Annotated in this window: 22 protein-coding genes; 8 read left to right on the forward strand and 14 right to left on the reverse strand. The window is 68.2% G+C overall.

Annotation, left to right across the window (positions count from 1 at the left end; all coding sequences use genetic code 11):
* Positions 1 to 18: 18 nt before the first annotated feature.
* Both CA951_RS09510 and CA951_RS09515 read right to left on the reverse strand, forming a co-directional pair.
* Positions 19 to 975: an electron transfer flavoprotein subunit alpha/FixB family protein gene (locus CA951_RS09510; RefSeq protein ID WP_087556597.1), complete on the reverse strand. Its 957-nt coding sequence runs from the start codon at positions 973 to 975 to the stop codon at positions 19 to 21.
* Between the two features lie 46 nt (positions 976 to 1,021).
* Entirely contained in the window at positions 1,022 to 1,822 is an 801-nt protein-coding gene (locus CA951_RS09515) for an electron transfer flavoprotein subunit beta/FixA family protein (RefSeq protein ID WP_073359191.1), read from the reverse strand.
* Positions 1,823 to 2,064: 242 nt separating this feature from the next.
* On the opposite strand from CA951_RS09515, the gene CA951_RS09520 reads away from it, so the two are divergent.
* The 3 genes from CA951_RS09520 to CA951_RS09530 are packed head-to-tail and all read left to right on the forward strand — an operon-like array spanning position 2,065 to position 5,680.
* The gene (locus tag CA951_RS09520; protein ID WP_087556598.1) at positions 2,065 to 2,844 is read left to right on the forward strand and encodes a bifunctional 2-polyprenyl-6-hydroxyphenol methylase/3-demethylubiquinol 3-O-methyltransferase UbiG; all 780 of its coding nucleotides are present in this window, start codon (positions 2,065 to 2,067) and stop codon (positions 2,842 to 2,844) included.
* Positions 2,841 to 4,439, forward strand: a complete 1,599-nt coding sequence (locus tag CA951_RS09525) for a glycoside hydrolase family 57 protein (protein ID WP_179220158.1) — start codon at positions 2,841 to 2,843, stop codon at positions 4,437 to 4,439. The genes CA951_RS09520 and CA951_RS09525 overlap by 4 nt, the downstream gene beginning before the upstream one ends.
* A complete protein-coding gene (locus CA951_RS09530) occupies positions 4,436 to 5,680 on the forward strand; it encodes a glycosyltransferase family 4 protein (RefSeq protein ID WP_087556599.1) in 1,245 nt (414 codons plus the stop codon). Before CA951_RS09525 ends, CA951_RS09530 begins: the two co-directional genes overlap by 4 nt.
* 88 nt (positions 5,681 to 5,768) lie before the next feature.
* Here the strand turns inward: CA951_RS09530 and CA951_RS09535 are convergent, their stop codons facing one another.
* Both CA951_RS09535 and CA951_RS09540 read right to left on the reverse strand, forming a co-directional pair.
* A complete protein-coding gene (locus tag CA951_RS09535) occupies positions 5,769 to 6,026 on the reverse strand; it encodes a DUF3253 domain-containing protein (protein ID WP_087556600.1) in 258 nt (85 codons plus the stop codon).
* A 25-nt stretch (positions 6,027 to 6,051) separates the two neighbouring features.
* The gene (locus CA951_RS09540; protein WP_087556601.1) at positions 6,052 to 6,795 is read right to left on the reverse strand and encodes an acyltransferase; all 744 of its coding nucleotides are present in this window, start codon (positions 6,793 to 6,795) and stop codon (positions 6,052 to 6,054) included.
* A gap of 163 nt (positions 6,796 to 6,958) precedes the next feature.
* Between CA951_RS09540 and CA951_RS09545 the strand changes: the two genes are divergently transcribed.
* Positions 6,959 to 8,266: a PQQ-binding-like beta-propeller repeat protein gene (locus CA951_RS09545; protein WP_087556602.1), complete on the forward strand. Its 1,308-nt coding sequence runs from the start codon at positions 6,959 to 6,961 to the stop codon at positions 8,264 to 8,266.
* Between the two features lie 39 nt (positions 8,267 to 8,305).
* On the opposite strand, the gene CA951_RS09550 is transcribed toward CA951_RS09545, so the two are convergent.
* Genes CA951_RS09550 through CA951_RS09570 form a run of 5 tightly spaced genes read right to left on the reverse strand, consistent with a single transcriptional unit; the run spans position 8,306 to position 13,048 of the window.
* Entirely contained in the window at positions 8,306 to 9,463 is a 1,158-nt protein-coding gene (locus CA951_RS09550; protein WP_087556603.1) for an SAM-dependent methyltransferase, read from the reverse strand.
* Position 9,464: 1 nt separating this feature from the next.
* Complete coding sequence (locus CA951_RS09555) at positions 9,465 to 10,436, reverse strand: class I SAM-dependent methyltransferase (RefSeq protein ID WP_087556604.1); 972 nt, start codon at positions 10,434 to 10,436, stop codon at positions 9,465 to 9,467.
* A 55-nt stretch (positions 10,437 to 10,491) separates the two neighbouring features.
* Positions 10,492 to 11,271: an enoyl-CoA hydratase/isomerase family protein gene (locus tag CA951_RS09560; RefSeq protein WP_087556605.1), complete on the reverse strand. Its 780-nt coding sequence runs from the start codon at positions 11,269 to 11,271 to the stop codon at positions 10,492 to 10,494.
* A gap of 57 nt (positions 11,272 to 11,328) precedes the next feature.
* Positions 11,329 to 12,171, reverse strand: a complete 843-nt coding sequence (locus tag CA951_RS09565) for an NUDIX domain-containing protein (protein ID WP_087556606.1) — start codon at positions 12,169 to 12,171, stop codon at positions 11,329 to 11,331.
* 52 nt (positions 12,172 to 12,223) lie between these two features.
* Positions 12,224 to 13,048 carry an ABC transporter ATP-binding protein gene (locus CA951_RS09570; protein WP_087556607.1) on the reverse strand — a complete coding sequence of 275 codons (825 nt, stop codon included), beginning with the start codon at positions 13,046 to 13,048 and terminating at the stop codon, positions 12,224 to 12,226.
* A 50-nt stretch (positions 13,049 to 13,098) separates the two neighbouring features.
* Here CA951_RS09570 and glgX point away from each other — a divergent pair, with 50 nt between their 5' ends.
* Positions 13,099 to 15,246: a glycogen debranching protein GlgX gene (glgX, locus tag CA951_RS09575; RefSeq protein ID WP_087556608.1), complete on the forward strand. Its 2,148-nt coding sequence runs from the start codon at positions 13,099 to 13,101 to the stop codon at positions 15,244 to 15,246.
* A gap of 651 nt (positions 15,247 to 15,897) precedes the next feature.
* On the opposite strand, the gene CA951_RS09585 is transcribed toward glgX, so the two are convergent.
* The 3 genes from CA951_RS09585 to ctaD all read right to left on the reverse strand — a co-directional run bounded on the left by CA951_RS09585 (position 15,898) and on the right by ctaD (position 19,789).
* Positions 15,898 to 16,677, reverse strand: a complete 780-nt coding sequence (locus CA951_RS09585) for an aminoacyl-tRNA hydrolase (protein ID WP_087556609.1) — start codon at positions 16,675 to 16,677, stop codon at positions 15,898 to 15,900.
* Complete coding sequence (gene serB / locus CA951_RS09590; RefSeq protein WP_015890195.1) at positions 16,674 to 17,894, reverse strand: phosphoserine phosphatase SerB; 1,221 nt, start codon at positions 17,892 to 17,894, stop codon at positions 16,674 to 16,676. Before serB ends, CA951_RS09585 begins: the two co-directional genes overlap by 4 nt.
* Positions 17,895 to 17,998: 104 nt before the next feature.
* The gene (gene ctaD / locus CA951_RS09595; protein WP_005240299.1) at positions 17,999 to 19,789 is read right to left on the reverse strand and encodes a cytochrome c oxidase subunit I; all 1,791 of its coding nucleotides are present in this window, start codon (positions 19,787 to 19,789) and stop codon (positions 17,999 to 18,001) included.
* A gap of 312 nt (positions 19,790 to 20,101) precedes the next feature.
* Between ctaD and CA951_RS09600 the strand changes: the two genes are divergently transcribed.
* From CA951_RS09600 to CA951_RS09610, 3 genes are read left to right on the forward strand one after another with little or no spacing between them, the layout of a single operon-like run.
* Positions 20,102 to 21,109: an ABC transporter substrate-binding protein gene (locus CA951_RS09600; protein ID WP_087556610.1), complete on the forward strand. Its 1,008-nt coding sequence runs from the start codon at positions 20,102 to 20,104 to the stop codon at positions 21,107 to 21,109.
* 35 nt (positions 21,110 to 21,144) lie between these two features.
* Positions 21,145 to 22,212 (forward strand): iron-siderophore ABC transporter substrate-binding protein, encoded by a 1,068-nt coding sequence (locus CA951_RS09605; protein WP_087556611.1) that lies wholly within the window; start codon positions 21,145 to 21,147, stop codon positions 22,210 to 22,212.
* 19 nt (positions 22,213 to 22,231) lie between these two features.
* Positions 22,232 to 22,705 (forward strand): NUDIX domain-containing protein, encoded by a 474-nt coding sequence (locus CA951_RS09610; protein WP_087556612.1) that lies wholly within the window; start codon positions 22,232 to 22,234, stop codon positions 22,703 to 22,705.
* Positions 22,706 to 22,802: 97 nt separating this feature from the next.
* Here CA951_RS09610 and CA951_RS09615 read toward each other — a convergent pair whose 3' ends face one another.
* Positions 22,803 to 23,621 (reverse strand): hypothetical protein, encoded by an 819-nt coding sequence (locus tag CA951_RS09615; protein ID WP_087556613.1) that lies wholly within the window; start codon positions 23,619 to 23,621, stop codon positions 22,803 to 22,805.
* A gap of 307 nt (positions 23,622 to 23,928) precedes the next feature.
* A complete protein-coding gene (gene nrdF, locus CA951_RS09620; RefSeq protein WP_087556614.1) occupies positions 23,929 to 24,903 on the reverse strand; it encodes a class 1b ribonucleoside-diphosphate reductase subunit beta in 975 nt (324 codons plus the stop codon).
* Between the last annotated feature and the right edge of the window lie 17 nt (positions 24,904 to 24,920).

Here is a 24,920-nt window from a genome sequence, read left to right on the forward strand (position 1 = left end):
GCCGCCGTCGGTGAAAAATCAGCCCTTGTGAGCCTTGACGGCCTCGGTGAGCTGCGGAGCGACGTTGAACAGGTCGCCGACGATGCCGAAGTCCGCGATCTCGAAGATCGGAGCTTCCTCGTCCTTGTTCACGGCGACGATGGTCTTCGACGTCTGCATACCGGCGCGGTGCTGGATGGCACCGGAGATGCCGAGCGCGATGTACAGCTGCGGGGAGACCGTCTTACCGGTCTGACCGACCTGGAACTGGCCCGGGTAGTAGCCCGAGTCGACCGCGGCACGCGAGGCGCCGACAGCGGCACCGAGCGAATCGGCGAGGTCCTCGACGACGGTGAACTTGTCGGCGCTGCCGACACCGCGGCCACCGGAGACGACGACGGTCGCCTCGGTGAGCTCGGGGCGGTCGCCACCGACGATCGGATCACGCGAGGTGATCTTGACGGCGCCTTCGTCCTGGGCCGGAACCTCGACGGAAACCTTCTCGCCTGCACCGGCTTCGGGCTTCGCCTCGATGGCACCCGGGCGGACCGAGATGACCGGGACGTCGCCGTTGGCCTTGGCGTCGACGGTGAACGCGCCACCGAAGATGGAGTGCACGGCACTGCCGTCGGACTTCACGTCGACGACGTCGACGAGCAGGCCGGAGCCGATGCGGGCAGCAAGACGTCCGGAGACCTCCTTGCCCTCGACGCTGGCGGCGGTGATGACCGCGGCCGGGGCGGCCGACTCGACGAGCGACGCGAGCACGTCGACCTTCGGCGTGACCAGGTAGCCCTCGATGTCGTCCGACTCGGCGACGTAGATCTTGGCCGCGCCTGCGGCGGCGAGGCCCTCGGCCAGCTTGTCTGCGGTACCGGCGGGACCGGTGACCACTGCGGCCGGCTCACCGAGCGCGCGAGCGGCGGTGATGAGTTCGGTGCTGACCTTCTTCAGTGCACCCTCTGCGTGCTCGACGAGCACCAGTACTTCTGCCATGTCTAACTCTCCCTGTATGTGTCTGCTGGTCTGTAGAGGGGCGCGATCAGATGATCTTCTGGCCCACGAGGTAGGCAGCGATCTTGCTGCCGCCGTCGCCCTCGTCGACGATGCGCTCACCAGCGGTACGCGGGGGCTTGGGGGTGGAGGCGGTGACGGTGGTGCCCGCGTTGGCGACACCGACGGTCTCCGGGTCGACGCCGAGGTCGGCCAGCGTGTAGACGAGAACTTCCTTCTTCTTCGCGGCCATGATGCCCTTGAAGGAGGGGAAACGGGGCTCGTTGATCTTCTCGGTGACGCTGACGATGGCCGGCAGGCTCGCCTCGAGGCCGAAGACGCCCTCGTCGGTCTCGCGCTCACCGGTGACGGTGCCGTCGGTGACGGTCAGCTTGCGCAGCTGCGTGAGCTGCGGGATGCCCAGGTACTCGGCGATGATGGCCGGAACGGCGCCGACGCGGCCGTCGGTGGCCTCGTTGCCGGCGATGATCAGGTCGGCGGGCTCTTCGTTCTCGAACGTGATCTGTCCGAGCGCCGCGGCCAGGGTCCACGCGGTCTGCACCGCGTCGGAGCCGTGCAGGGCCGGGTCGTTGATGTGCACTGCCTTGTCGGCACCCATGGAGAGGGCCTTGCGGATGGCGTCGGTGGCGCGGTCCGGACCTGCGGAGAGGACGGTCACCTCGCCGCCCTGGGCCTCCTTGATCAGGAGCGCTTCTTCGACGGCGCGCTCGTTGATCTCGTCGAGCACTGCATCGGCGGCCTCGCGGTCAAGCGTGTAGTCGCCGTCGGTCAGCTTGCGCTCGGACCACGTGTCGGGGACCTGCTTGATCAAAACAACGATATTCGTCATGGGTCTTCGTCGACCTCCTGTGTGTTCTTGCGTGGTTATCGTGAGTCGCTCCGCGCGGACCGAGCTCTCGTCTTTCGATATTTCGTCGCACGATTGCTCTGCGACAGATTACCTCACGCTAAGTTACCCGTTGGTAACTTGCGCGAAAGTCTCGTTCACCATAACGGCCGAAACCGCATTTCACCGCTGTGATGTAGACCACCTGGACGAGCGACCTTGCCGGGGGCACTAACCTCGCACCGGTGAGCGAATCATTTGTCGGCGACCGCGAGGACGCACCACTGCCCCTCACGGGCGAGCGGACCGTGCCCGGTATCCCCGAGGAGAACTACTGGTTCCGGCGGCACGAGGTCGTCTACCGCGAGCTCCTCCCCCGCTGCGCGGGACGCCGGGTACTCGAGGCCGGATCCGGAGAAGGCTACGGCGCCAACATGATTGCCGATGTGGCAGAGGGCGTCACCGGACTCGACTACGACATCTCCGCCGTCGAACACGTCCGCGCGCGGTACCCCCGGGTCGAGATGTTGCACGGCAACCTCGCGGAGCTTCCCCTCGGCGACGAATCCGTCGACACCGTCGTCAATTTCCAGGTGATCGAACACCTGTGGGACCAGTCCCAATTCCTGCGCGAATGCTTCCGGGTACTGACCCCCGGAGGGGAACTGCTCGTCAGCACGCCCAACCGAATCACGTTCTCGCCGGGCCGCGACACGCCGCTCAATCCGTTCCACACCCGCGAACTCGACGCGGCCGAGCTGACCGAACTGCTCGAGGAAGCCGGATTCACCGTCACCCTCATGACCGGCGTCCATCACGGCGCGCGACTGCAGGCTCTGGACGCGAAGCACGGCGGCTCGTTCATCGGTGCGCAGATCGACCGCGCACTCGCCGGTGAACCCTGGCCCGAGGAACTGACCCGCGACGTCGAGGGCATCACCGTCGACGATTTCGCACTGCACGAGGGCGACATCGACGACAGCCTCGACCTGGTGGCCATCGCGGTGAAGGATCCTGTTCGGTGACCGAATCCGACAACCGCACCGGAGCGGGCGACGCGACGGAGCCGGGCATGTTCTGCCTGGTCCTGCACTCCCACCTGCCCTGGCTCGCCAACCACGGCCGCTGGCCCGTCGGTGAGGAATGGCTGTACCAGTCGTGGGCGGCGTCGTATCTCCCGCTCACCGCGATGCTGCGGCGGCTGTCCGACGAGGGTCGCTCGCATCTGCTGACCCTCGGCATCACCCCCGTTCTGGCAGCTCAGCTCGACGATCCGCATTGCCTCGCCGGAATGCACCACTGGCTCGGGAACTGGCAGATCCGCGCGCACGAGGCGGCAGGCATGCCCGACGACGCGCATCGCGAACTCGGTGCGCGCGAACACCGTGCGTCCGCCGCCGCGCTCGCCGACTTCGAGCTGCGCTGGCGCCACGGCGGCTCCCCGGTGCTGCGCGACCTCCTCGACCGCGAGGCGTTCGAACTGCTCGGCGGTCCGCTCGCCCACCCGTTCCAGCCGCTGCTCGATCCGCGGTTGCGATCGTTCTCCCTTCGCGAGGGTCTCGCCGACGCCGCCGCCCGGTGGAACTGCACGCCGACAGGTATCTGGGGGCCCGAATGCGGGTACACCCCCGGCATGGAGACCGGATACGCCGACGCCGGCGTGACGCATTTCATGGTCGACGGCCCCGCCCTGCGCGGCGACACGTCGCTCGGCCGGCCGGTCCGGGAGTCGGACGTGGTCGCGTTCGGACGCGATCTGCAGGTCAGCTACCGGGTGTGGTCGCCGAAGTCGGGCTACCCCGGCCACGGCGCCTACCGCGACTTCCACACCTACGACCACGCCACGGGACTCAAACCGGCCCGGGTCACCGGCCGCACGGTCGACTCGGCCGACAAGGCGCCGTACGACCCCGCTCTCGCGTCGGCGGCCGTCGACCGGCACGTCGCCGACTTCGTCGCCACCGTCCGCAGACGGCTGCGCGACGAGTCCGAGCGCATCGGCCGGCCCGCGCTCGTCGTCGCCGCGTTCGACACGGAACTGTTCGGGCACTGGTGGCACGAGGGGCCCGAGTGGCTCGAGAAGGTGCTGCGGGCGCTGCCCGAGTCCGGAATCCGGGTCGGCACCCTCGACGACGCCCGCAGCCAGGGCTACGTCGGCGAACCCGTCCAGCTCGAGAACTCGTCGTGGGGATCCGGCAAGGACTGGCGGGTGTGGGCCGGCGATCAGGTCGCGGACCTGGTGCAACTCAACTCCGAGGTGGTCGGGACCGCCCTCGACACCGTCGACAAGTCCCACGACCACGACGCCGCCCCCGGACGTCCCGCGCTCCGGAATCGCGTGAACGACCAGATGCTGCGGGAAGCACTCATGACCGTGTCGAGCGACTGGGCGTTCATGGTCAGCAAGGATTCGGCCGCCGGGTACGCCCGCGACCGGGCCCACAAGCACGCGCACGCCACCCGCGAGATCGCCGCCGCCGTGTCGGCGGGCAAGGACGCGGCCGCGAGCAGGCTCGCAGAGGGATGGAACCGCGCCGACGGCCTGTTCCCCGGGCTCGACGCGCGGCGTCTGCCCGCCAGGGACCACCGGCTGACCGGTACCGAGGGAGGGACGTCGTGAAGATCCTGATCGTGTCGTGGGAGTACCCACCCGTCGTGGTCGGCGGTCTCGGCCGCCACGTGCACCACCTGGCCACCGAACTCGCCGCCGCCGGACACGAAGTGGTGGTGCTGTCGCGGCGGCCGTCGGGCACCGACGCGTCGACCCATCCCACCGTCACCCACATCGAGGACGGCGTCCTGGTGGTCGCCGTCGCCGAAGACCCCGCGCACTTCGTGTTCGGCGAGGACATGCTGGCGTGGACGCTCGCGATGGGACACGCGATGGTGCGGGCCGGCGTCGCACTGCACAAGCCGGGTGTCGGGGAGGGCTGGCATCCGGACGTGGTGCACGCGCACGACTGGCTGGTGGCGCATCCGGCCATCGCGTTGGCCGAATTCTACGACGTCCCTTTGGTTTCCACGCTCCACGCCACCGAAGCCGGACGGCACAGCGGCTGGGTGTCCGGCCGGATCAACCGGCAGGTGCATTCGGTGGAATGGTGGCTGGCCAACGAATCCGATGCGCTCATCACGTGTTCCGCGTCGATGCAGGACGAGGTGACCGCACTCTACGGTCCGCAGCTGCCGCCGATCACGGTGATCCGCAACGGAATCGACCTCACCACGTGGAGTTTCCGCGAGCGCGCGCCACGGTCGGGACCGCCGAAACTGCTGTTCGTCGGCCGCCTCGAATACGAGAAGGGCGTGCAGGACGCCATCGCCGCGCTCCCCCGCATCCGGCGCAGCCACCCCGGGACGACACTGTCGGTTGCCGGCGAGGGCACCCAGTTCACCTGGCTCTACCAGCAGGCCCGCATCCACCGCGTCGCCCGCGCCGTGAACTTCCTCGGCAACCTCGACCACATCGAACTGCTCGGGTGGCTGCACGGCGCCGACGCCATCGTCCTGCCCAGCCGGTACGAGCCGTTCGGCATCATCGCGCTCGAGGCCGCCGCCTCCGGAACCCCGCTCGTCGCGTCCACCGCGGGCGGTCTCGGGGAAGCGGTCGTCGACGGCGAAACGGGCATGTCGTTCCAGCCGGGCGACGTCACCGGGCTCACGTCCGCGGTCCGGGAGGTCCTCGACGACCCGGCCGGGGCGCAGCAGCGCGCGGTGGCCGCCCGCGACCGGCTCACCGCCGATTTCGACTGGCACAAGGTGGCCGAGGAGACCGTCCACGTGTATTCGGGCGCCAAACGTCGTGTGCGGCATCCACTGGCGCGGCCGGAGATCCCCGAGCGCCCCCTGCCCGGCCGCTGATCGGGCTCTGACCGGACTCAGGCCGGACTCCGGCCGGGCGAATGGATCGTTCGGCGCCTTCGGTGCGGCGAGCGGTACATTCGCCCGGTCACTTCGGGTGGGCCCGCCGAATCCGGATCGGACCCCGAGCCGAGTCCGGATCCACCACGTCACCCTTCTGCGTGATCTCGACCTCGCCGGCGGCGGCCAGGCGCCGTGCAGCCTCTCGCACCGGTTCCATGAGGGGTCGCCAGTCGTCGGGGGCGACGGCTCGCGCGACGTCCGACGGGCAGATGCTCGCACTGTCGGCCCGGGCGTCGAGGAGCGCCCGGATGCGGTCCTCGAGTTCACTGTCCGACGCAGCCATCCTTCCGACTATGCCACCGCGCCGCTCAGTTCTCCTGCGCCGCCTTCTTGCGGGCGATGTCTTCGAGGGCCGCGATGTACTTCGCGCGTTCGGCCGCGCCGGCCTCCCACTCCGCCTTGCGGTTCTTCACGGCCTTGGCCGGCGACCCGACGGCGATGCTGAAGTCCGGGATGTCGCCCTTCACGACGGCGTGCGCACCGAGAACGCAGCCTCGCCCGACGCGCGTGTTGCGCAGGACCGTCACCTTGGCCGCCACCCAAGTGTCGGGACCGATGCGGACGGGGCCCTTCACGATGCCCTGATCCTTGATCGGGACGTTCACATCGTCCATGCGGTGGTCGAAGTCGGTGATGTAACACCAGTCCGCCACGAGCGTCGACGCACCGATCTCGATGTCGAGGTACGTGTTGACGACGTTGTCCTTGCCGAACACCACCTTGTCGCCGATGCGCAGCGAACCCTCGTGGCAACGGATGGCGTTGCCGTCGCCGATGTGCACCCACCGGCCGATCTCGAGCCGGGACAGGTCGGGGGTCGAATGAATCTCCACCCGCTTGCCGAGGAACACCATGCCGCGCAGGATCACGTGCGGGTTGGCCAGCTTGAACTTCGCGAGCCGGTAGTACCGCACGAGGTACCACGGCGTGTACGCCTTGTTCGCCAGCACCCATCGCAGCGAGTCGCGTGTCAGGAAGCGGGCCTGCTCGCTGTCGCTCCGCCGGGATCCTCGCCACCTCGTACGCAACGGTGCGCCCCACATGCTCGTCATAGCCTGTCAGCCTACGTTCACTGCCCGCACCCCCGTTCGGGTGCGTCCGGACTCCGACACCCCCCTCGGGGCGTGACACTCGGCCCCGCCTCGGGGCGTGTGCTCGGCCCCGCCTCGGCGGGATAGTCTCTGGGCCGAGCGTTATCGAAGACGAGGAGATGTAATGCGGCGGGTCCTACGTTCGTCAGTACTGGCGCTGGCGACGATCTCGACTGTCGTCCTCAGCGGCTGCAGCAGCGGACCGCAGGTCGACGACATCTTCTCGGCGGGCGGGTGGCCCGGCATGCACGCCGACGCCCGTAACAGCGACACCAGCCCCGTCACCGGTTCCCGCGACCTCTCCTTCGCGTGGTCGCGCCCGCTCGGCGGTCCTGTCGCGAATTACGCGTCCGTGGCGGCGAGCGGCCAGGTCTTCGTCACCGCGCGCACCGAGAAGGGCTGCAATCTCTTCTCCTACCAGATGGACAGCGGCCGCAAACGCTGGTGCCGGCAACTCGCCCCCGGCGTCGTGGCGTCCACACCGGTCGTCGACGGCGCCGCCAACGTGTACGTCGGCGAGAACGGCGCCATCAACTCGTTCAACGAGTACGGCCAGCTGCGTTGGCGCACACCGGTGGTCGGGACGCCGCTGTCCGCACAGTTCACCGGCGACGGCAATCTTCTCTTCATCACCCAGCTCGGCCAGATCAACGTGGTGAACACGCAGAACGGCCAGAAGGTCGTGGCGCCGTACGATCTCGTCCCGCCGCCCTCCTTCGCCGACGGTGCGAACGCCGACATCATCCCGGACGACCAGGGCCTGAGCGGCTGCTTCTTCGGCGCGCCCGACTGCCCGGTGGCGAACATGCCTGCCATCGACCTCGAGTCCGGCAAGTTCTACTTCACGCTCTTCGCGCCCGGCGCGCCCCAGGCGGAACTCGTCGCGATGAAGTACTCCGGCGGCGAGAACCCGGCGATCACCCAGGAATGGTCCAGCGACACTCTGCCCGGCGGCAGTGCGTCCAGCCCCGATCTGTCGGCCGACGGCTCCGTCGTCTACGCCAACGACAACTGGGGAACGATGTGGGCGATCGACTCTGCGACCGGTGATCCGAAGTGGAGCTACGACATCGGATACGCGGCGGCCGGCAGCCCGTCGACGTCCGCGGACGGTCTGATCATCCCGGCGGGTGGTCCCGAGGGCCACCTGCTGGCGCTGCAGGACAGGGGCGATCACGCCGAACTCGTCTGGGAGCGGAAGGATCTGCTGCAGCTGGGTGTCCCGGCGCAGACCGCTGGGTCCACCGGGTACGCGGTGGTCCGTGAGGGTTCGGACGGACTGGCGATGCTCACGTTCGACACCGGAACCGGCGAAACCCTCGATCAGGACACGCTGCCCGGGGCGAAGGGGTTCACCGTCGGCACCTCCGTCGGCCCGAAGGGCGAGGTGCTCACGCCCACCCTGCTCGGGGAACTGTTCGTCCTCCGCTGACCCGTGAGTACTTGTCAACCGCCGGACGTTAACAAGTACTCACGGGCGCGCAGCGCAGATGAACGCGACGCCGGCCCGGCCGATCCGCGTGATCACCACACTGAGCGAACGACTTCCGCGCAGTTTCAGCTTGGGCCGCAGGACCGCGGGATCGACGTCGACGCCGCGCACCAGGATTTCCGCCACACCGCAATCGTGACGGGCCAGTTCCTGCCGCAGCGACTTCTCCGAATACTTCACCTGATCGAGAATGCGGAAGCCCCGCACACCGTCGGGAACCGAATCGCCGGTGAGATAGGCGATCCGGGGGTCGAGCTGCCACAGTCCGTGCCGGGCGGCGTAGTGCCGCACCAGGCCCGCGCGCACGACGGCCCCGTCCGGGTCGACGATCCATTCCCCCGGCGCGCGTTCGGGGATGTCCTCGTCCTCGGCGTCCGTGACCGTCCAGGCGGTTCCGTCGGATCCGAGCACGCTCGCCCGCCGCGTGACGCCGCCGCCGGACAGTCCCGGCGACCACAGGCAGGCCTCGCGCACACCGCCGTCGAGGGACACCACCTCCACCTCGCCGTCCCAGCCGAGTCGGTCGAAATCGAGTCCGGGAGCGCATTTCACGGCCAGATCGCGTCCGCGGTACGCGTCGATCAGATCGGGCAGCGGCGGCTCCAGCGCGGCGGGGTCGTGCGTGCGCCTGCCGCCGGACCGTCGCGCCGGATCCGCGAGGACGACGGTGCCGCGGGTGCACGGGACGAGCGCGTCGGCGCGCAGAACCGTCGCGCCGGGAACATTGTGCCGCGCCATCAGGAGCCGGACGGGGTCGAGGTCGCTGCCGATCACGGTCGCCGCCGTCCCGACCACCGCGTCGAGTTCGGCACCGATCGAGCAGGTGACGTCGTGGACGTTCCGGTCCGTCAGCCGCGTCGCCCGGTGCGTGGCGACCACATGTGGGGTCGCCTGTTGCAGTGCGTCGTCGGTGAAGAGCCAGTTTTCGGTGCCGGGTAGTTTGGCGGCCGCCTTCCGTCGCAGCAGGACGGTCTCCACCAGCAAGGCCACGTGGGAGCCGAAACGCGTACGCGCCCGGCCGATGTCGGCCAGGCGCGTCGACGCGGTCAGTGCGAGGACGTCCACTTCCGCGAGAGCGGCCGCCCCTTCCTCACTCTGCAGGAACTCCACGTCCCCGGGAGTGAACGCATAGCCCAATTCAGTTGCCGGGCTTCACGCCGGTGATCATGACGTTGTAGAAGAATCCGCGCGGCACGACGTGCCGGAGAAGCTTCTCGTCGACCCAGCTGAGCGTCTTCCATCCGGTGAACGCGAAACGTCCCCAGCCCCAGCCCAGCTTCTCCGGGGGCACCGCGGCCTCGAACGTGCGGACGGGCCACCCGAGCAGAGCGGCGGCGAATTCCTCGGTGGCCGCGTGAACCTGCTTAGCGCCTGCCGACTTCGCGATCTTCTCGAGGTCGCTCGGATCGAACGTGTGGAGGTCGACGACGGCCTCGAGCGCGGCCGCGCGTGAGGACTCGTCCAGTTCCGCCTGCGGGCGACGCCAGTCTGCGAGGAACGGCAACCGGGTGACCCGGGTGGTGGCCTCCCACGTCGCGCGGCCGAGCCAGCGGGCGTACAAGTTCCCGATCGTCGTGGGCTCGCCGGCGAACACGAAGCGACCGCCCGGCTTGAGGACGCGGAGGACCTCGCGCAGCGACTGTTCGACGTCCGGGATGTGGTGCAGGACCGCGTGTCCCACGACGAGGTCGAACGTGTCGTCCTCGTACGGGATGGTCTCGGCGTCGGCGACGCGGCCGTCGACGGACAGTCCGAGGCCCTCCGCGTTCCGGAGCGCGACCTTCACCATGCCGGGCGACAGGTCGGTGACCGAACCGGTCTTCGCGACTCCGCCCTGCATCAGGTTGAGGAGGAAGAATCCGGTGCCGCAGCCCAGTTCGAGCGCCCGCTCGTAGGGCAGGGGCTGATCGCCCGCGACGGCGTCGAATCGTCCGCGCGCGTAGTCGATGCACCGCTCGTCGTACGAGATCGACCACTTCTCGTCGTACGTCTCGGCTTCCCAGTCGTGGTAGAGCACCTGGGCCAGTTTGGTGTCCTTCAGCGCAGCCTCGACCTCTTCGGCGGTGGCGTGCGGATGAGGAGCTGGGTCGTCATGGGCGCTTGCAGTCATGCGGCAAATCCTACTCGCTGGTAAGAGTGAACAGGTTCTAGTTTCGGGCTTCAGACTACTCGCCCGTGAACTGAGCCTTACCCGGGCCGTTCTCGATGAACGACTCCATCCCGATCTTGCGGTCCCGGGTGGCGAACAGCGCGGTGAACAGCTGACGCTCCACCGCCAGGCCGGTGCCCAGGTCGACGTCCAGCCCCCGGTCGACGGCGGCCTTGGCCGCGGCCAGTGCGCGGCCCGCCCCCTTCGTGAACTGCGACGCCCAGGCGCGCGCCGCCTCGTACACGTCGTCCGGCGCCACGACCTCGTCGACCAGACCGATCGCCAGGGCCTCCTCGGCGTCGACGAACCGGCCGGTGAACAGCAGATCCTTGGCCTTGGACGGTCCGATCAGCCGGGCGAGACGCTGGGTGCCACCGCCTCCGGGAATGATGCCGAGCAGGATCTCCGGCACGCCGAGCTTGGCGTTGTCACCCACGATGCGCCGATCGGCCGACAGCGCGACCTCCAGGCCGCCGCCGAGCGCGTACCCCGTGATGGCGGCGACGGTGGGCTTCGGGATCTCGGAGACCGCCGCGAGATCCGACTGCAGGTCACCGATCACGTCGGACATCTGCCCGAACTCCATCTCGGACATTTCCTTCACGTCCGCGCCCGCGGCGAAGACCTTTTCGCCGCCGTAGACGATGACGGCCTTCACGTCGGAGTCGACGGTCGCCGCCCGCGCCGCGGCCCGCAACTCCTGCTGGACCTGACGGTTCAGAGCGTTCATCGGGGGGCGCGCGAGCCGGATCGTGCCGATGCCTTCGGATACCTCGAGGGTGACAAACTCAGCCATGAGGCAAAAGGCTACTTGCCTGCCTCCGACCCGGTTTCGCGGCCCGCCCCATCGCGATCAGCCGCGCGACGCCCACGGATGCGGACCGGCTTCGTAGTAACCGTCCTGTCCCGGGAACTCGACGCGGAGCTGCTCCTCGTCCGTGATCAGCGTCGGCAGGATCACCGGAATCTCCGGCTCCGCGGCCAGCACGTCCGCGACCGAGCCGAACGCGCTGAGCGCCGTCAGCTGACTCCACGTCGGCGGCAGCAGAATGCTTCCACCGCCCTGCCAGTGCGCGAGCGCCGCGGCCGGACTCTGCCACTGCACCTCCTCCGCCTCGGACGTCGCACCGTCCGCGATCTGGCCCTGCGGTGCGGCGGCCACGAAGAACCTCGTGTCGTAGCGGCGGCCCTCGCCGACCGGCGTGATCCAGTTGGCCCAGGGCCGCAGCAGATCGGCCCGCAGGACGAGGTTCTCGCGTTTCAGGAAGTCGCTGAACGACAGTTCGCGCGTCTCGAGTTGGGTACGCGCCTGCGCGTACCGCGACGTGTCCGCCACCACCGTGTCCGCGCTCGGTCCCGCGAGGAGCACACCGCATTCCTCGAACGTCTCGCGCACCGCCGCGCACACGAGCGCCTTCGCGCGCGCCGCGTCGGTGGAGAACCGCCCGGCCCACCAGTCGACGGACGGTCCCGCCCAGTCGACCTCGGCCTCGGCGTCCGACGGGTCGACGCCGCCGCCGGGGAACACGGTCATTCCGCCGGCGAACGCCATCCCCTTCACCCGGCGGAGGAGGAACACCTCGATGCCGGACGCCGCGGCACCTGCCGCGGCGTCACGGATGAGGATGACGGTGGACGCGTCCTTGGGCGCCACGTCGGTACTGTTGCGGGGCGTCTGCTCTTGCTTCGAGACCATGCCTCGGAACCTACGCCGCCGGGTGACGCGCGTCGCAGTCGGTCCCCGGTCCTCAGCCCCGCCGGTGCGCGCCGGGGACGCGGGTCCGCCGCGCAAAGAACCGGCCGTCCACCTTGTCCAGGCTGATGGACTGGCTGAACGCCTCGCTGAGGTTCTCGGCCGTGATGACCTGGTCCAGCAGCCCCTGCGAGACCACCTCGCCCTCCTTGAGGAGCATGGCGTGGGTGAATCCCGGCGGGATCTCCTCGACGTGGTGGGTGATGAGGACCGTCGCGGGGGCGTCGGGGTCGGCGGCGAGGTCGGTGAGACGCGCGACGAGTTCCTCGCGCCCACCGAGGTCCAGACCGGCGGCGGGCTCGTCGAGCAGCAGCAGTTCCGGGTCGGTCATCAGCGCACGGGCGATGAGGACGCGCTTGCGCTCACCCTCGGACAGGGTGCCGTAGGTGCGCTTGGCGAGGTGTTCGGCGCCGAGACTCTCGAGCATCTCGACGGCACGGTCGGTGTCCATCTCGTCGTAACGCTCACGCCACCGCCCGAGCACCGCGCAGCCGGCGGAGACGACGAGATCGCTCACGACCTCCTCGGACGGTACCCGGTTGGCGAGCGCCGAGGAGGACAGTCCGATCCGCGGCCGGAGTTCGTTGATGTCGACGCGGCCGAGCCGCTCGCCGAGAAGGTAGGCGCTTCCGCTCGTGGGATGCAGTTCGGCGGCCGCGATGCGGAGCAACGACGTCTTCCCTGCCCCGTTCGGTCCGAGGACGACCCACCGTTCGTCGAGTTCCACCTTCCAGGTGACCGGGCCCACCAGAGTGTTGCCCCCGCGGCGGAGGAGAACGTCGTCGAATTCGATGAGGAGATCAGGATCAGGTTCATGCACGGACCCATCTTCCCGCACATCTTCCGGGCATTCACGGCAGGATCAGTTGCGTGTCGCCTCACATCGATCCGTACCCCGGCGAGATGTCGTCCCTCCCGCCGAGTCTGCGGCTGCCCGGGTCGCCGTTTCCCCTGGGAGCGAAAGTGCGTGGCACCGGAACGCAGTTCGCGGTTCACGCCCCCGACGCCGAACTGGTACAGGTGTGCCTGATTTCCGAGGAGGGCGACGAGACCCGGATCGACCTGGTCCAGCGGACGTACGGCATCTGGCACGGCGTCGTCGAGGGTGTCGGCGCGGGGCAGCGCTATGGATACCGCGCGCACGGTCGCTGGGATCCCGCGCACGGCGTGCGCCTCAACCCCGCCAAACTGCTGCTGGATCCGTGGGCCAAACGCATCACCGGCGAACTCGGCGACCACGAGGCGCTGCTCTCCCACGACGGCGACCCGTTCGGCGGCCCGTCGCGCATCGACAGCCTGGGCCACACCCCGCTGTCGGTGGTGACGGCCGATCACGCCCGCACGAGCGGACCGCGGATCGAAAGGCCGTGGGAGGAAACCGTTGTCTACGAACTCCACGTGGGGTCGTTCACCGCGCGGCACCCCGACGTGCCGCCGCGGTACCGCGGAACGTATCTGGGCCTGGCCGAACCGGCCGTCGTCGGTCATCTCGTGCGCCTCGGGGTGACCGCGGTCGAACTGCTCCCGGTGCAGGCGTACGTCTCCGAGGCCACCGTGCGCGCCCGGGGCATGCGCAACCACTGGGGATACTCCACCGCCGCGTTCTTCGCCCCGCACCCCGGCTACGCGGTCGTGCCCGGCGAGGAGATCACCGAGTTCCACACCATGGTCGACGCGCTGCACGCCGCGGGGATCGAGGTCGTCCTCGACGTGGTCTACAACCACACCTGCGAGCAGAGCGTGGACAGCATCAGCCTCAGCTGGCGCGGCCTCGACGCCCCCGGCTACTACCTCCTCGACTCCGAGGGGCGCGACATCGATCTCACCGGGTGCGGGAACACCGTCGACGCGCAGTCGCCCGTCGTCGTCCGGATGATCGGCGACAGCCTGCGGTACTGGGCGCACGAGATGGGCGTCGACGGCTTCCGGTTCGACCTCGCGTCCGCGCTCGGCCGGCCCGGCGGCGGCCGATTCGATTCCCGCGCTTCGATCTTCTCCGCGATCACCGCGGATCCCGTCCTCACGCGCTGCAAACTGATCGCCGAACCGTGGGACGCCACCCCCGACGGATACCGGGTCGGGCACTTCGGCTCCCAGTGGTCCGAGTGGAACGACAAGTACCGCAACACTGTTCGGCGGTTCTGGAATAGCCGCACCGGGGTGCGCGAACTCGCTTCCCGGGTGGCGGGCTCGGAGGACGTCTTCGGCACCCGGCGCCCCTGGGCTTCCGTCAATTTCGTCACGGCCCACGACGGGTTCACCGCCGCGGACCTCGTGGCGTACACCCGCAAACGCAACGAGGCCAACGGCGAGGACAACCGGGACGGCGCCGATCACAACGACTCCGTCGACCACGGCGTCGAAGGCCCCACGGGCGACCCGGCGGTCACCGAGGCGCGGTCCCGGCACGTCCGCGCGCTGCTCGCCACCCTCGCACTGTCCACCGGCACACCGATGTTCACCGCCGGCGACGAATTCGGTCACACCCTGAGCGGCAACAACAACGCGTACTGCGTCCCCGAAGGCACCCCGCGTGAAGATTCCTGGCCCCTCGACTGGAACGCCGGGGACCCTGTGCTCGTCGCGTTCGTCACCCGCGCCCTCGACCTCCGGCGCGCCTCCCCCGCCCTGCGTCAGCCGGAATTCTTCGAGGGCAGGCGCACACCCACCGGCCATCCCGACCTCGTGTGGTTCGGCGCGGACGGCGCCGAGATGGACGATTCGGCGTGGTACGACGACTCCCGGCGCACCCTGCAGGCGTGGATCGACGGTTCGGACATCCGCTCGCACACCGAGGACGGGCACCAGCTCGCCGACGACAGCTGGCTACTCGTGTTCCACTCGGGCGGGCCAGCCGTGATCACCCTGGGGTGCCCCGAGTGGTTCTACGGGACGGTGCTCGCCGAGTTCGACTCGGCCTCACCGGACGGCGCGCCGGCACCGGGCGGTCCGATCTCCGGTGACTCCACGATCGCCGTGTCCGGGCCGGCACTGCTCGTCTTCCGCGCGGTCGGGTAGATGCCGCCGAAGCGCATCATCAGCTGGATGAGCGGGCCGATGCCCAGAGCGTAGACCACGGTGCCCACCCCGACGGTGCCGCCGAGCAGCCAGCCGGAGGCCAGCACGGTCACCTCGATCGACGTGCGGATCACCCGCACCGACAGCCCGGTCCGCGCGACCAGACCTGTCATGAGGCCGTCCCGCGGGCCCGGGCCCATTCCCGCACCGATGTACAGCACGGTGGCGAGTGCGTTGAGGACGACACCACCGAGCATCACCGCGATCCGCACCACGAGGGAGTCGGCGGGTTCGAGCAACGCCAGCGACGTGTCCACCGAGACGGCGATGACCACCACGTTCGCGACCGTGCCGAAACCCGGTTTCTGGCGGATCGGGATCCAGAGTGCGAGCACCAGAACGCCGGTCAACGCGGTCACGGCACCGAAGCTGAGGGGCGTGCGGCCGGCGACGCCCTGATGGAACACGTCCCACGGGTCGAGGCCGAGGCCGGCGGTGATCATCATGGCCATCGAGAAGCCGTACAGCCACAGTCCGGCGAACAAAGCGATCAGGCGTCGAGCGAGCATGACCACCAGTCTGTCGGGAACCCGGGCGGTACCCCATAGCCATGGCGGCGTTACTGGACTGTCGACGCGTCGGCCGCGGCTCTCAGGGGCAGGCGATCACGGTCATGGATCCGGGTGCCACCTCGGTGAAGCCGGCGTCGCGCACCGCGATCGCCCTGCCCCGCACCACCTCGATGGTCAGCGTCTCCCACAGCCCGACGTCGGCGTCACGCACGGCGCAGCGGTAGCCGGTGGCCGCCCAGGCGCGTGCCTGTTCGGTGGTCATCGCGCCGGCGAGCAGCATCGACGCGTGGCCGACCTGCGCCGCCGCCTTCCCGACCGTCATGTCCAGGGCGGAGTTGATCCACAGCACCGGAACGCCGTCCGGGATCTCCCCCGGATCGTCGTGGTCGAGGTCGGTGCCGCCGATCTGCAACTTCCTGATGCGCGGATCGAGCGCGCCCACGGCGACCGGCACCAGCGCGCGGGCCTGCGCACCGTCGACGTCGACGGTGATCCCGTCGACCTCCTGCGCCGCCCGCCAGCCTGCTCCCCGCGCCCGCCGCGACACCTTGCGGATCCGGGACCCCACCCACGCGAGGTAGTCCGCCTGCCACGGTCCGGGCGCACCCGTCTCGTCGGTGCCGACGCGCGGGTCGAGGCACAACGCCACCGTCGCGGTCGCGGCGGCCTCCAGCAGCGCACTGCGCGGCGGGGGGTCGGCCTTCGGGATGTGCAGCACGATCGGCATGGCGAGGACCTGAGCCGGGTCGTCCGGATCCGGCCGACCGCCGTATCCGGCCGCGAGGACGGCGTGACGCTCCGCCCACCCGGCATCGGCACCGGCGTCCCCGGTGACCGCGTCGCGGCACGATTCCGTCACGGCAGCGGGACTCGTCGCACCACGCCGTCCACCGCGTCGGCGGCCTCGACCTCGTCGCGGGTGACCCCGAGGATGAACAGCACGGCGTCGAGGAACGGGTGCGACAGGGCGGTGTCCGCGACCTCCCGCAGCGCGGGCTTGGCGTTGAACGCGATTCCCAGGCCGGCCGCGTTGAGCATGTCGATGTCGTTGGCGCCGTCGCCGACCGCCACCGTCTGTTCCATCGGGACGCCGACCTGACCGGCGAACTTGCGCAGCGCGGTTGCCTTCGCGGCCCGGTCGACGATGTCGCCGATCACGCGGCCGGTGAGTTTGCCGTCCACGATCTCGAGCGTGTTGGCCTGCACGAAGTCGAGTTCCAGTTCGTGGGCAAGGCCCTCGATGACCTGCCGGAAACCGCCGGACACCACACCGCAGTGGAAACCGAGCCTGCGGAGCGTCCGGATGGTGGTGCGGGCGCCCGGTGTCAGCTCGAGCCCGTCCGCGACGTCGTCGATCACGGACGCGTCGAGGCCGGCGAGGGTCGCGACGCGCTGGTGCAGGGATTCGGTGAAGTCGATCTCGCCGCGCATCGCCGACTCGGTGACGGCGCGCACCTCGTCCTCCACTCCGGCCCGGGCGGCGAGCATCTCGATGACCTCACCCTGGACGAGCGTCGAGTCGACATCGAACACGATGAGCCGCTTGGCGCGGCGGGCCAGTCCCCCGCGTTCGACCGCGATGTCGACGTTCTCCCGCACGGCGACCTCGGCCAGCACAGTGCGCAGGCTCTTGTCCGCCTCCGCCGTGCCGGGAGCGGACACGAGGAGTTCGAGTCCCGTCACCGGGTAGTCGGCGACCCCGCGGATCGAGTCGATGTTGACCCCGAGGGTCGCCATCTCCCGGGCCACCGAACGCAGCGCGCGAGCCGACACCGGGCTACCGAGGACCACCACGGCATGGGTGGACAGCGACTGCCTGCCGGGATCCGCACCGATCTCGACGTCCACCGACATCCCGACGGTGGCCATCGCCTCTTCGAGTTCCTCCTGCAGCGCTTCCCCGTTCTCGGGGCACGCCACGAGGACACCGAGGGTCAGTCGCCCACGAATCACCACCTGCTCCACGTCGAGAAGGCTCACGTCGTGGCGGGAGAGCGACCCGAAGAGCACCGAGGTGACGCCGGGTCGGTCGGGGCCCGTCACGGTCACCAGGACAGTGGTGTCAGCTGCACCCACCGATGTACTCCGATCATGTTGCTCGCGCGGCTTGTCCGGCACCATTGTGCCAAGTGAAAGGCCCCGCCCGTTGCTGGGGCGGGGCCTTTCCGAAACGTGCTGTGTCAGCGACCGGTGTCGGTTCCGGGGTCGCCTTCGTCGCCGACGGTCAGCGGCTCGTGGCGTTCCTTCTCGAGCACGGTGCTGGCGTGCTTGCCACCGTGACCCGGTCCGACGTGCGCCTCGGCCTTCATGCGCTCGACCATGTGCGGGTAGTGCAGCTCGAACGCGGGGCGCTCGGAGCGGATGCGCGGCAGCTCCGTGAAGTTGTGCCGCGGCGGCGGGCAACTGGTGGCCCACTCGAGCGAGTTGCCGTAACCCCACGGGTCGTCGACGGTGACGACCTCGCCGTACCGGTAGCTCTTGAAGACGTTCCAGATGAACGGCAGCGTCGAGGCACCGAGGACGAACGCGAAGATCGTCGAGAAGGAGTTCAGGAACGTGAACCCATCCGAGGGCAGGTAGTCGGCGTAACGACGCGGCATACCTTCGTTACCCAGCCAGTGCTGGACGAGGAACGTGCCGTGGAAGCCGATGAACGTGGTCCAGAAGTGCCACTTGCCGAGACGCTCGTCCATCATGCGACCGGTCATCTTCGGGAACCAGAAGTAGATACCCGCGTAGGTGGCGAACACGACGGTGCCGAAGACCACGTAGTGGAAGTGGGCGACCACGAAGTAGGTGTCCGTGACGTGGAAGTCCAGCGGCGGGCTCGCGAGGATGACGCCCGACAGACCACCGAAGAGGAACGTGATGAGGAAGCCGATCGAGAACAGCATCGGCGACTCGAACGTCAACTGGCCCTTCCACATGGTGCCGATCCAGTTGAAGATCTTCACACCCGTCGGGACGGCGATCAGGAACGTCATGAACGAGAAGTACGGGAGCAGCACGGCGCCGGTGGCGTACATGTGGTGCGCCCACACCGCGATGGAGAGCGCGGCGATCGCCAGCGTCGCGTAGACCAGGCCGCTGTAACCGAACACGGGCTTACGGCTGAAGACCGGGAAGATCTCCGAGACGATGCCGAAGAACGGCAGCGCGATGATGTACACCTCGGGGTGACCGAAGAACCAGAACAGGTGCTGCCACAGCAGCACACCGCCGGTGGCCGGGTCGAAGATGTGGCCACCGAGGTGACGGTCGACGAACAGACCCATGAACGCAGCGGTCAGCAGCGGGAACGCCAGCAGAATCAGAATGCTGGTGATGAAGATGTTCCACGTGAAGATCGGCATCCGGAACATGGTCATGCCGGGGGCACGCAGGCAGATGACGGTGGTGATCATGTTGACACCACCGAGGATGGTGCCGAGGCCGGCGACCGCGAGGCCCATGACCCAGAGGTCGGCGCCGACGCCCGGGGAGTGCAGTGCACTCGTCAGGGGCGTGTAGGCGGTCCAGCCGAAGTCGGCGGCACCACCGGGGGTGATGAAGCCCGCGGTCGTGATGATCGCGCCGAACACGTACAGCCAGTAGCTGAACGCGTTGAGTCGCGGGAACGCCACGTCGGGGGCGCCGATCTGCAGCGGCAGGATGTAGTTGGCGAACCCGAACACGATCGGCGTCGCGTACAGCAGCAGCATGATCGTGCCATGCATGGTGAACAGCTGGTTGAACTGCTCGTTCGACAAGAACTGCATACCGGGCACAGCGAGCTCGGCGCGCATCATCAGGGCCATGAGACCACCGATGAGGAAGAACGCTATCGAGGTCGTCAAGTACATGATTCCGAGCACCTTGGGGTCGGTGGTCGTAATCATTTTGAAGATGAACGAGCCCTTGGGTCCCTGCCGCGGCGGGTAAGGCCTGGCTGCAGCTATCGCGGGGACTGGCTGGGGCGCTACGGCAGTCACTGATCCTCCTGAATGCGCGTCCGACCCCGGGCTGCGAGGCGAACGGTCTCTGGCTTGCGCTCATCGAATCGTAGACCGTGCCCTCTGCGGCCTCCGACTGGGTCCTACCCACTGTCGTACTTACCCCGACTCAGAGCAAACCGGGGCGCGGGCGACCTGCGGTTTGTGCCACCGGGCAGCGCCGGGGAGTGCTCACTGTCACGCAGTCCGGCGTGTCGCGCGGGGCTGCGTGACACGGTCCCGCCGAGGCTCCGGCACGCCGAAACCGTGCTGCTAAGGTTTCGCTCACCTAACTTCCATCAGGAGCTCCATGTGAACGTTCTCTCCCGCCGCCGGATCGTCGCCGGCGCGGTCGCGCTGGCCGCGGCAGCCACCTTCTCCATCACGTCCTGCTCGAGCAGCGACGACTCGGCGGCCGCCTCCGGCACCACGTCGTCGACCGGGCAGTTCCCCCGCACCGTCGACCACTTCCGCGGCAGCACGGAGATCCCGGCCGCACCGCAGCGCATCGTGGCCCTCGACAACAGCTTCACCGACGCCGTCCTCCTCCTCGAGGCGCCCCTGGTCGGATACGTCGACTACCGCGAGCCCGGCCTTCCCGACTACCTCGGCACCACACGCGACGAGTTCGCGGCGGACGCGAAGTCGGTGGGCAAGGTCAGCAACGCGAGCCTCGAGCAGATCGCCGCACTGCAACCCGACCTGATCATCTCCGCCGAGGTGCGCGACGGAAAGAACTACGAGCAACTGTCGGCGATCGCGCCGACCATCTTCACCGAGACGACCGGGCCCACGTGGAAGGACAACATCCGGCTCGTCGGCAAGGCACTCGGCAAGGAGGACCTCGCGGAGCAGAAGATCGGCGCCTACGAGGAGCGGGCCGCCGCCGTCGGTGCGGAAATCAACGGGACGGCGTCGAATCCGGTGATCTCGGTCGTCCGGTTCGCGGGCGAGCCGACGGCACGCCTCTACCGCACCACCTCGTTCAGCGGGATCGTCCTCTCGGACGCCGGGCTGGCACGTCCGCAGAGCCAGGGCCCCGATCCGGCCGATCCGGACAACATCATGCAGGCCGTCAGCACCGAGCTGATCAGCGAGGCGGAGGCCGACGTCATCTTCGTCAGCACCTGGCAGGACCCGGCAGGCAAGAGCGCCGAAGCGGCGAAGCCGTTCCTGGAGAGCCCGCTGTGGCAGACGCTGAAGGGACGCAAGGTCGATGTCGACGACGCTCGCTGGATGTCGCCGGTCAGCGTCCAGGGCGCGCATCTGATCCTCGACGACCTGTCGGACACGTTCGGGGTGGACAAGCACAGCGGCTAACCTGAACGCGCCCGCACACACAGGAAGTCGCCGAATTGTCCCCTCGTAGGTTTTCCGCCCGCCGCGCGTCCACCGGTCTGGTCGCTGCCGTCGCTGCGCTCGCACTGGCCGGCTGCTCTCAACCGTCCGACGACGATCCCGCAACGTCCATCGTCCGGACCACCACGCAGATCGCCGGAGCCGGCGTGGTCGGCATCGAGCGGGACACCACGACGGCCTGCGCCGAGCCGGCCCCGGTCGACGCCGCACTCGCGGCCGGCTCGACGCACCGGGTGGTCCACACGAAGGGTGAGAGCGACGTCCCGTCCGACCCTCGGCGGATCGTGGTGCTCGACAGCGCCGCGCTGGACGCCGTGTGCGCCCTCGGCCTGTGGGAGAACGTGGTCGGCGCGGCAACCCTCGACGGCGATTCGCCGCAGCCCGGCTACCTCGGCACCGGCGTCTCCGAGATCCCGAGCGTCGGATCCGTCGACGCCCCGGACGTGAACAGAATCGCGCAGGCGGACCCGGACCTGATCCTCGGATCGAGTCCGGCGTCCGACCAGCTGTACGGCGCGCTCTCCCCGATCGCGCCCACCGTGTTCGTCGGCTCCGACCCCGTGTACTGGAAGGCGCAGTTTCTCCTCGCGGGCAACGCGCTGGGCCGGGCCGACGCGGCGACGGCGGTACTCGAGCAGTACCAGCAGGACGCGAAGCAACTCGGCATCGACATCGATGCCGCGCAGACGCAGGCGTCCGTCGTCCGTTTCGACGCCGACAGCATGGAGGTCGAGGGTCCGGCGACGTTCGCGGGCCAGGTCCTCACCGACGCCGGGGTGCGGCGGCCCGCCTATCAGAACCTCGACGGCGTCGTCACCGAACCGATCTCCGAAGCCGACATCGACCAGGCCGAGGGCGACCTCATCTACGCAGTCCTGGACGGCAAGGACGGCACCGCGCACGCGGAGGACGTCATGTCCGGGGAGGCCTGGGAAGACCTCGGCGCCGCCGGCGACAAACGGGTCTTCGCCGTCGAGGGTGACGTGTGGGGCGGAAACGGCGTCGTCGCCGCGCGCGCGATGCTCACCGACCTCAGGAACACGCTGAACGGCTACGTCGGCTAGACATGCCCTAGGAGGCTCGATGCCCGTCCCCGAGTTCGTCACCGCCCTGCGCGGCCACGTCGGCACCGCACCGCTGTGGCTGTCCGGGGTGAGCGTCGTGGTGCGTGACGACGACGGGCGGGTGCTGCTGACCCGGCGCGTCGACAACGGCAAGTGGGCGGTCGTGTCCGGCATCCTCGAACCCGGGGAGGAACCCGGACCGGCCGCGCTCCGGGAGATCCGTGAGGAAACCGGCGTGGACGCCGAACTGGTCCGGATCACGAGCGTCGACGTCACCGACCCGGTCACCTACCCCAACGGCGACGTCGCGCAGTATCTCGACGTGTGCTTCCTCGCCCGGTACGTCGGCGGGGAGGCCGCCGTGTCGGACGACGAGAACCACGACGTGGCGTGGTTCTCCCCCGATTCGCTGCCGGACGACCTCACGCCGTCGTCGCGGCTGCGCCTCGACAAGGCATTGCAGGACGTCCCCGAGGCGTGGTTCCGCCGCTGAACGCACTTCGCCCGATGTCGTGCCGATACGGGACGTATATGCCTGAAAACGCCGAGACGGGACGGCTGGGGCAACGAACCCGTCTCGGCGTGTACCTCTACGCGACGAGTTTGTCGCTGTCGCCCTCAGGTGGGGTCCACTTCATGTCAACGAAACTCTTGAACTTTGCAACTAGATCATCGTTCTTGGCGTGAGCCCGTCGAGTGACGTTGAGATTCGTGACCCGCCCACGCCCAAGACCTGGCTCAGTCATCAACTTGTCCTTCGGCGTCTTCAGCAGCTTCCCAGTGCTCGACACGATTGCTCGCTCAAGCTGTGCGTAACCGAGCACGCTTGTCTCGTAGTAACGAACAGCGGACATCAAGAGCGTTGGACGGGCCCAGCCGCTGGGAACAAGGAGAAGAGGCATCTCGCCAGCTTCGGGAAGCTGAAACGACTTGTTTTCAGCTGTGAAGTCAGCCAGCGGTTCAAAGATGATCCGTGTAGTGATGTCGGACGTGATGTCCCTGTCGATACCTTCGATGAAGAGCGGGAGATCTTCGACCTGCTGGAGTACACCAACCTGCAGAAGTGCATTCATGTCAGTGGTAAGCGCTCGCCAGATCCAAAGTCCGACGTCGTCAGCGCCACCGCGGCCGCGGAAATTGTTCTTCGCGAGGCCCAGGCGTGTTTCCCAGGGCTCGACGAAACGCTGTAACAGCTCCAGACCGCCTGGCTGATCGCCCGAAAACACTCGCTGCGTTACTTCTCGAAAAAACGTCTCAGTACATTCGTTCGCGCTCATGGCAAACCTGGACGAGCGACCGTGGAGACGGATAGCGTGCGGATCCACGAACATTCGATTGTCGACCGCGATGTCGACATCGAGGAATGGTACCTGACCTGGGATGCCGTAATAGGCGGTGATTTGGGGCACTTGGCCCTCCTTAACGGGTTTTCGGCCCGAGAAGGAGGGGAGGCTGATTGCCTCGGGGAACTCCGCTACGCTAGAGGCGACTGCCTAAGTCACCGCCGCGCTCTCGAGCCGGCACTGGCCTGGTTCCGTTGCCGCGGAACCAGGCCAGAAAACTAATTGCTGCCTGGAGTCTCTTGCTGCGCCCGTGTGAGCGACCAGCGCGTTAATCCAGTGCCGCGCTGCGATCTATATCGGATTCCTGCTAGACGACCCATGATTGAGTGAAGAACGCTCACCTCAATCAATACTCTGGAACTACATCAACGCGCTAGAAGTCCCAGTCTTCGTCTTCGGTGTTGACGGCCTTGCCGATGACGTAGGAGCTGCCCGAGCCGGAGAAGAAGTCGTGGTTCTCGTCGGCGTTGGGTGAGAGCGCCGACAGGATCGCCGGGTTGACGTCGGTCTCGTCCTTCGGGAACAGGCCCTCGTAGCCGAGGTTCATCAGCGCCTTGTTGGCGTTGTACCGCAGGAACTTCTTGACGTCCTCGGTGAGGCCCACCTCGTCGTAGAGGTCCTGGGTGTAGTCGACCTCGTTGTCGTAGAGCTCGAAGAGCAACTCGAACGTGTAGTTCTTGAGGTCGTCGCGCTCGGCCTCGGTGAGCTGCTCGAGACCCTTCTGGTACTTGTAGCCGATGTAGTACCCGTGCACGGCCTCGTCACGGATGATGAGGCGGATGAGGTCGGCGGTGTTGGTGAGCTTCGCCCGCGACGACCAGTACATCGGCAGGTAGAAACCGGAGTAGAACAGGAAGCTCTCGAGCAGGGTGGACGCCACCTTGCGCTTGAGCGGCTCGTCGCCCTGGTAGTAGTCCATGACGATCTCGGCCTTGCGCTGCAGGTTCGGGTTTTCCTCGGACCAGCGGAAGGCGTCGTCGATGTCGCGGGTGGAGCACAGCGTCGAGAAGATCGAGCTGTAGCTCTTCGCGTGCACCGACTCCATGAACGCGATGTTGGTGTACACCGCCTCTTCGTGCGGGGTGATGGCGTCGGGGATGAGGCTGACGGCGCCCACGGTGCCCTGAATGGTGTCGAGGAGCGTCAGCCCCGTGAACACCCGCATCGTGAGCTGCTTCTCCTGCGCCGTGAGCGTCCCCCACGACGGGATGTCGTTGGACACCGGCACCTTTTCGGGCAGCCAGAAGTTGCCGACGAGACGGTCCCACACCTCGGCGTCCTTCTCGTCCTGGACGCGGTTCCAGTTGATCGCGGATACCCGGTCAACCAGCTTGATCTTCTGGCTCATGACTGCTGTCGCTTTCT

It is taken from the genome of Rhodococcus sp. NCIMB 12038, assembly GCF_002165735.1.
Classification (GTDB): Bacteria; Actinomycetota; Actinomycetes; order Mycobacteriales; family Mycobacteriaceae; genus Rhodococcus_F.